The sequence below is a fragment of the Candidatus Synechococcus spongiarum genome, from assembly GCF_900047545.1.
In the GTDB taxonomy this organism is placed as follows: Bacteria; Cyanobacteriota; Cyanobacteriia; order PCC-6307; family Cyanobiaceae; genus Synechococcus_B; species Synechococcus_B spongiarum_C.
Window position 1 is genome coordinate 1 of sequence record NZ_FITM01000023.1, and the last position, 6,717, is coordinate 6,717.

The window sequence follows — 6,717 nt, forward strand, 5'->3', positions numbered from 1 at the left end:
CCCCACCTCGGTGATGACCAACTGGCGCCGTGAGGCACAGCAGTTCACCCCTGGCCTCCACGTGATTGAGCATTACGGCAGCCGCCGCCCCGGCACAGCCGAGGAGTTGGCCGCCGCGCTCAACGGCGTGGACCTGGCGCTCACCAGTTACGGTCTGCTGCAGCGGGACCTGACCATCCTCAGCAGCTACGGGTGGCAGGGGATGGTGCTGGACGAGGCCCAGGCCATCAAGAACTCCACCTCCAAGCAGTCTGCCGCTGCACGGGAGTTGGCGCGCCTCGGTCAGCAGCCCTGCTTCTGCATTGCCCTCACGGGAACACCGGTGGAAAACCGTGTGAGCGAGATCTGGCCCTTGATGAATTTCCTCAATCCGCGGGTGCTGGGGGAGGAGGGGTTCTTCCGTCAACGCTACCGCCTGCCCATCGAGCGCTATGGCGATATGTCCTCCCTACAGGATTTGCGGCGACGTGCTGGTCCCTTCATCCTCCGGCGCCTCAAGACGGATCAATCCATCATCAACGACTTGCCCGAGAAAGTTGAACTGGATGAATGGTGCGGACTCTCTGATGAGCAGAGGCGGCTTTACGGGAAGACCGTGGACGACACCTTGGAGGTGATCGCCCGCGCTCCCCGCGGTGAACGCCATGGTTGGGTGTTGACGCTGCTCACCAAACTCAAGCAGGTCTGTAACCACCCCGCGTTGCTGCTCCAGGAGCAGGAGGTGGGACCGGATTTCGGTCGCCGCTCCGCCAAGCTGCAGCGGCTGGAGGAAATTCTTGACGAGCTGACGGCGGTTGGGGATCGGGCCCTGCTGTTCACCCAATTTGCCCGCTGGGGTCACCTCCTCAAGCAACACCTGGAGCAGCGCTTCCGGGGGGAAGTGCCCTTCCTCCATGGGGGAAGTTCCAAGACGGAGCGCCAGGTCATGGTGGATCGCTTCCAACAGGATCCCCGTGGCCCACAACTCTTCCTCCTGTCCCTCAAAGCCGGCGGCGTTGGCCTCAACTTGACACGCGCCAGCCACGTGATCCATATTGATCGCTGGTGGAACCCTGCCGTGGAAAATCAGGCTACGGACCGTGCCTATCGTATTGGCCAGACCAATCGGGTCATGGTGCATAAATTCATCACCAGTGGAAGCCTGGAGGAAAACGTGGACCGCATGATTCGCGAGAAGGCCAAGCTGGCGGAAGACATCATTGGGGGCGGCGAGGACTGGCTGGCCGATCTGGACATGGACGACATCAAAGACCTGGTGAGTCTGCAATGAGCATCCTCAACAACGGCGCTGGCCAAGGCGCCTTGGTGGAGCAGCCCTGGTGGGTGGCCCAGTGGATGGACCTGATCAACTCCTATCGCTACAAGAGGCGATTGGAGCGGGCATGGGAATACATGCATGAAGGTCATGTGCTCTCCATTCGCTTTGAGGGTCGGCGTGTACATGCCCGGGTACAGGGCGCCGCCAGGGATCCCTATAAGGTGAAGCTCTGGTTGGACACCCTCAGCAACGACGACTGGGACTACGTCCTGGATGCCCTGTCCCAGAAAGCCCGCTGGACGGCCCAACTGTTGGCCGGAGTCATGCCCCAGGACATTGAACGGGCCGTTGCTGCCAGCGGCCGTCGCCTTTTCCCCTGGGAGCTCCGGGAAGTGCGCAGTGAATGCAGTTGCCCGGATAAAGCCAATCCCTGCAAGCACATCATTGCCGTCTATTACCTAATGGGGGACCGCTTCAGTGAAGATCCCTTTGTCCTGTTTCAGTTGCGGGGGCGAACGCGGCAACAACTCCTGGACCAGTTGGCCCAGCGGCGCATCAGCAACGCCACGGAGCAGGGTGTCACGGTGCAGACCGGGATGCTGCCTCCCCAGGCGCGCCGCACCTGGAGCTACGGGGAGGACATGGATCCGGAACTGGTGGTGATCACCCCTGCGCTGGAAGGGGAGCTGGGGGTGGACGAAGCCGGCCCCCTGCCGGTGGCGCCGGATCCCCACAACCCCGATGCCAACCAACTCTTCCTCCACCATCTCCATGAGCAGGGCCAGCAGATTGGCCAATTGGCCATGGGCCAGGCCATGGGGGCAAGCCCTTGAGTTGAAGGATTGGGTCGGTTCTCCCTCCCCTCTGGCAGGGGGCAACCGAACGTTGTGGTAGCTGCCGTACCCGGAGGATCGGTTTCACCGCCAGGGGAATCTGTTGTTGCAACCAAGACTGGTGACGTGGAGACAACATCTTCACGAATCGTCCAACGTTTGAACTTTTGGAGGCACTATCCATGCTTGCCCTATCACAATCTCCCTTCTCTCTGTTTGAGCACCTGGATCGGCAGCTTCACCAAGCTGAGGGCACGCCCGTTGCGGAAATCCGGGAAAACGACGACTGCTATCAACTGGCGGTAGAACTTCCCGGAATCAGCAAGGACGCCATTGAAGTGAAAGCCACTGAACATGGCATGGCAATCAGCGCAGATCGGCCCAAAGTCGATAGTGGGGAGGATCGCGTGCTCAGCGAATTTCACTATGGCAGTTGGCGGCGTAACTTCTACTTTGGTAAGCGCATTGATCCCAACCAACTGCAGGCTGAGCTTCAGGACGGCATCCTGCACGTCACGGCCCCCAAAGTGGACAGCGTCAGGGCCGTGAGCATCAAGGTGCGCAACTGAGCCAACCCCCCCCTGCTCTGCCCCCTGTGGACTCCTCTCCACCGTGGGCAGAGCAGGTGGTGGGCTAGACTCTGGGGTACCAGGTCATCACTGCCCCCATGAAGCGACGCCAAGCACTCGCGACCGCTGCCTTCGGCTTAGGTAGCGCTGCCTTAGCGGCTTGCAGTGGACGTGAGGACAAGCAAAGCCCGTCATCACCAGCCATGACCGGTGGCGAGCAACCCAGGCTTCGTTGGCGCATGGCCACCAGTTGGCCGGAATCTCTGGACACCCTCTATGGCGGAGTCGTTACCTTTGCGGCCCGAGTTGGGGAGTTGAGTGACGGCCGCTTTGAAATCACACCCTATGCTGCTGGTGAACTGGTTCCCGCTCTCCAGGTTCTGGACGCTGTTCAGAGCGGTTCAGTCGAATGTGGCCATACTGCCAGTTATTATTATATCGGCAAGAATACTGCACTGGCATTTGGCACGACATTGCCGTTTGGCTTCACTGCCCAACAACAAAACTCTTGGCTCTATGAAGGCGGCGGCAATGAGGCCATGGATCGCCTGTTTGCGGACTTTGGTGTGCTGGGGTTTCCCGCCGGGAACACGGGCCCTCAAATGGGCGGCTGGTTTAAACGACAGGTCAAAACGGTTGCTGACCTGCAAGGCTTGAAAATGCGAATTCCTGGCCTTGGCGGGAAGGTGATGGCATCCTTGGGTGTCAATGTGCAAGCACTGCCAGGCAGCGAGATCTTCCTCGCCCTGGAGCGGGGCGCCATTGACGCTGCAGAATGGGTTGGTCCCTACGACGATGAAAAGCTGGGACTATGGAAAGCTGCCCAGTATTATTATTATCCGGGTTGGTGGGAGCCAGGCCCTAGCGGTCATGTGCTTATTAATCAAAGCGCTTGGGAGAAGCTACCCATAACCTACCAGCACGTATTACGTACAGCAGCCAATGAGGTAAACTTGAAAATGCTGGCCCGCTATGATCAACGTAACGGCAGTGCCCTAAAGCGGCTGGTGGCTGGCGGCACCACCCTGGTTTCCTATGGTAAGCCTATTCTCGAAGCCGCCGAGAAGGCCAGCCTTGAGATCTATGAAGATCAAGCAGCCAAGAATCAGGATTTCCGTCAGATCTATGAGCTTTGGTCCCGCTTTCGTGAAGAGATCTCCAGCTGGAGTCGTATCAATCAGCTTACGCTTGGTTAGAACCACTTTGCTTTTGTTAAGGATATGATGCGGTCTTGGGCAACTGTCATTGATCAGCTTAATGCTTGCCTCGGTCGGCTATGCAGTTGGCTGGTGCTGCTCATGATCATTGTAGGTGCATGGAATGTGGTTGGCCGCCACCTTGGCCCCCTGGTGGGGCGTAATCTCAGTTCCAATAGCCTCATCGAGGTTCAATGGTATTTGTTTTCTCTCACGTTTCTTCTGGGTGGCGCCTGGACCATGCAGCGCAACGGTCATGTTCGAGTTGATGTGTTGCAGAGCCGCTGGGGAGCACGACGGAAAGCCTTGGCCAATGTGGTGGGCACAATCCTGTTGCTGTTTCCTTTTTGCCTGCTGCTGATCCTGTCCTCCTGGGACGCGGTTCATTTTTCCTGGCGCATTCTGGAGCAGTCTCCTGACCCGGGGGGCCTGCCCCGTTATCCGTTGAAAACCGTGCTACCGCTGAGTTTTCTGTTGCTCATGCTTCAGGGAATCGCGGACGTGATTCATAATATGGAGGTCATACGTAGTTTCGAGAAAAAGAGGAAGCCATGGTAGAAGCAACAACTGCCTGGATGGGGCCTGGCATGTTTGTGATGGCTCTGGCCTGTCTGCTGTTGGGCTATCCAGTGGCTTTTACCCTAGGTGGTGTGGCGGTGCTGTTTGCAGGCGTGGGCATTGCCGCCGGTGTCTTTAGTGAGTCGTTTCTCGCGGCCCTGCCCCAGCGTGTCTTCGGCATCATGGGCAACTTCACGCTCCTGGCCATTCCCGCCTTCATCTTCATGGGCGCCATGCTGAAAAACTCTGGCCTGGCGGAGCAGTTACTGGAGGCCATGGGGCGGGTTCTGGGGCAGCTGCGGGGGGGCTTGGCGCTGGCCGTGGTGTTGGTGGGGGCATTGCTGGCCGCCACCACCGGTGTTGTGGCGGCCACGGTAATCACCATGGGGCTCATCTCCCTACCCACAATGCTCCGCCATGGTTACGACAAATCCTTGGCCACAGGCGTGATTGCGGCATCGGGAACATTGGGACAAATCATTCCTCCCAGCATTGTGCTGGTGGTTTTGGGTGATCAACTGGGGGTTCCCGTTGGGGATTTGTTTATCGGTTCCGTCATCCCTGGTTTGCTGATGACCGTGGTTTTTGCGCTCTACGTGTTGGTGATTACCTGGTGCAGACCCAATCTGGCCCCACCTCTGCCTGCCGGTGGTGACGGCCGGTTCCCTGGCCAGGAACTGCGGCAGGCGGCGCCGTTGGTCCTACCGCCGTTGGCATTGATTGTGTTGGTGTTGGGGAGCATCTTTTTCGGTGTTGCTACACCCACGGAGGCAGGCGCCATGGGCGCAGTGGGGGCCATGGCCATGGCAGCGTGGAAGGGCCGGCTGAGCCTGGGCACGATCAGGGAAGTGAGTGAAGAGACCCTGTCCACAACAAGCATGGTGATGTTCATTCTGCTGGGCTCTACAGCGTTCAGTCTGGTGTTCCGTGGCTTCGACGGGGACAGCTTGATTGCCGCCCTGCTCCTCCGCCTTCCCGGTGAGTCTGCAGGCTTTCTCATCATCAGCATGGCCACAATTTTTCTCCTGGGCTTTTTTATCGACTTTTTCGAGATTGCCTTTATCGTTGTCCCGCTTTTTGCACCTGTTGCCAAGACCCTCTTTGGGCCGGAAGCCCTGGTCTGGTATGGCGTCATTATTGGGGCCAACCTGCAATCGTCTTTCCTCACGCCACCCTTCGGGTTTGCATTATTTTATCTCCGCAGTGTGGCACCTCCGCAAGTGACTACAGGCCATATCTACCATGGCGTCATCCCTTTCATTCTCCTACAGATGCTGGTTTTGCTGCTCATCATTGTGTTTCCCCAGTTGGTCACTGCTTTGCCCCACCTGGTGGCATGAGGATATTTGCTCCTGCAGCAACTAAGCTGCCAGTCTTGTCGTACCTGTGGGCAGGTATTGGATGGGTTCTTGCTCACTCCGGGGTAGAGCTTCCACCGCACTGGGCGCGGCGATTTATTGCAAGGTTTGGGACACCGAGGGTTGTTGAATTCGCCAAAGCTTTGCCAACTCAGCCTGGGCCCATCTTGCGGCTGGATCCGTCGCCGCCCAGCACAAGACCCGCTTCCAACATGTCCCCCCCCAGCCGCTCCTCCAGTTCCAATTGGTTCCGTCGCTTGAGCACGGCTCGCAGATCCTCTAGACCGACGGGCCGGGCTTCATCCCCGGCGATGGTGAGCCCCAGCAGGTTGCAGTCCATCCTCCAGGCTTTTCAACATGCCCCGCAGGGTTCCCCCCCACGGAAGAGGCCGTAGAGTTACTCCACCACGTCGTCCGTAACGGGTGAGCGCCATGACCTGTCAGGATCCAGTTGGAGTGCCCGATAGTGGTGTTCCAGAAGTTGGTGGACTTCGGTCGGGCAGTGCCAATGGATCCAGCACAACGGGGTCACGGAGCACGCGGGGACCCTCCAGCACCAGCGCACTGAGGGGGGTGGAGGTCACCTCCGATCTGCTACCACCACCGCCAAACCCTGCCACCGAACGGCTGCCGCCCCCATTCTGCAGGCTGCCGCTCCCGCTTGCGACCAACAAACAGACGGGTTGGCTTGGCCTTGGAGCCTTGGTGAAGCGTGATTAAAAAATAGGGGGAAGATCGCAGGTTATGGAGCTTCCAGAGGTTGGGCAGCGCCATCGCTGGGAGTATTGTCCGGGAGCCAGAACAGGGTAATACAGGGAGGGTATTTGGCAGAAATGCCAATATCTTCCCTCCCAAGTCCCTGGCGATTGGAACCCAAGGCAGGCCTGCCATAACCCGAGTCTTGAATAAGGGGACGCGAGGGAGGGTGGTCCTGGCTGGGCTCGT

8 protein-coding genes are annotated in these 6,717 nt (G+C 58.7%); 6 read left to right on the forward strand and 2 right to left on the reverse strand.

Features of this window, described 5'->3' with window-relative positions; translation table 11 throughout:
* From FLM9_RS00925 to FLM9_RS00950, 6 genes are all read left to right on the forward strand, one after another.
* Positions 1-1,270 (forward strand): DEAD/DEAH box helicase (locus FLM9_RS00925; protein ID WP_143324534.1); only part of this gene is annotated, 1,270 nt, incomplete at its 5' end.
* Positions 1,267-2,091: an SWIM zinc finger family protein gene (locus tag FLM9_RS00930; protein ID WP_074456838.1), complete on the forward strand. Its 825-nt coding sequence runs from the start codon at positions 1,267-1,269 to the stop codon at positions 2,089-2,091. The genes FLM9_RS00925 and FLM9_RS00930, both read left to right, overlap by 4 nt.
* Positions 2,092-2,273: 182 nt before the next feature.
* Positions 2,274-2,660, forward strand: coding sequence for an Hsp20/alpha crystallin family protein (locus FLM9_RS00935; protein WP_074456843.1), 387 nt, complete (start codon positions 2,274-2,276; stop codon positions 2,658-2,660).
* Between the two features lie 98 nt (positions 2,661-2,758).
* Positions 2,759-3,856, forward strand: a complete 1,098-nt coding sequence (locus FLM9_RS00940) for a TRAP transporter substrate-binding protein (protein WP_074456839.1) — start codon at positions 2,759-2,761, stop codon at positions 3,854-3,856.
* Between the two features lie 102 nt (positions 3,857-3,958).
* A complete protein-coding gene (locus FLM9_RS00945; RefSeq protein ID WP_257242937.1) occupies positions 3,959-4,414 on the forward strand; it encodes a TRAP transporter small permease subunit in 456 nt (151 codons plus the stop codon).
* Positions 4,408-5,754 (forward strand): TRAP transporter large permease, encoded by a 1,347-nt coding sequence (locus FLM9_RS00950; RefSeq protein ID WP_074456841.1) that lies wholly within the window; start codon positions 4,408-4,410, stop codon positions 5,752-5,754. The genes FLM9_RS00945 and FLM9_RS00950 overlap by 7 nt, the downstream gene beginning before the upstream one ends.
* 169 nt (positions 5,755-5,923) lie before the next feature.
* On the opposite strand, the gene FLM9_RS00955 is transcribed toward FLM9_RS00950, so the two are convergent.
* Together FLM9_RS00955 and FLM9_RS08455 are read right to left on the reverse strand one after the other, a co-directional pair.
* Positions 5,924-6,112, reverse strand: coding sequence for a hypothetical protein (locus FLM9_RS00955; protein ID WP_074456842.1), 189 nt, complete (start codon positions 6,110-6,112; stop codon positions 5,924-5,926).
* Between the two features lie 57 nt (positions 6,113-6,169).
* Positions 6,170-6,304, reverse strand: coding sequence for a hypothetical protein (locus tag FLM9_RS08455; RefSeq protein ID WP_257242938.1), 135 nt, complete (start codon positions 6,302-6,304; stop codon positions 6,170-6,172).
* Positions 6,305-6,717 lie beyond the last annotated feature (413 nt).

What these genes read in the sequence shown, in the direction of transcription:
- FLM9_RS00930 (WP_074456838.1), top strand. Translation starts at nt 1,267, where the DNA reads ATGAGCATCCTCAACAACGGCGCTGGCCAAGGCGCCTTGGTGGAGCAG.
- FLM9_RS00935 (WP_074456843.1), top strand. Translation starts at nt 2,274, where the DNA reads ATGCTTGCCCTATCACAATCTCCCTTCTCTCTGTTTGAGCACCTGGAT.
- FLM9_RS00940 (WP_074456839.1), top strand. Translation starts at nt 2,759, where the DNA reads ATGAAGCGACGCCAAGCACTCGCGACCGCTGCCTTCGGCTTAGGTAGC.
- FLM9_RS00945 (WP_257242937.1), top strand. Translation starts at nt 3,959, where the DNA reads ATGATCATTGTAGGTGCATGGAATGTGGTTGGCCGCCACCTTGGCCCC.
- FLM9_RS00950 (WP_074456841.1), top strand. Translation starts at nt 4,408, where the DNA reads ATGGTAGAAGCAACAACTGCCTGGATGGGGCCTGGCATGTTTGTGATG.
- FLM9_RS00955 (WP_074456842.1), bottom strand. Translation starts at nt 6,112, where the DNA reads ATGGACTGCAACCTGCTGGGGCTCACCATCGCCGGGGATGAAGCCCGG.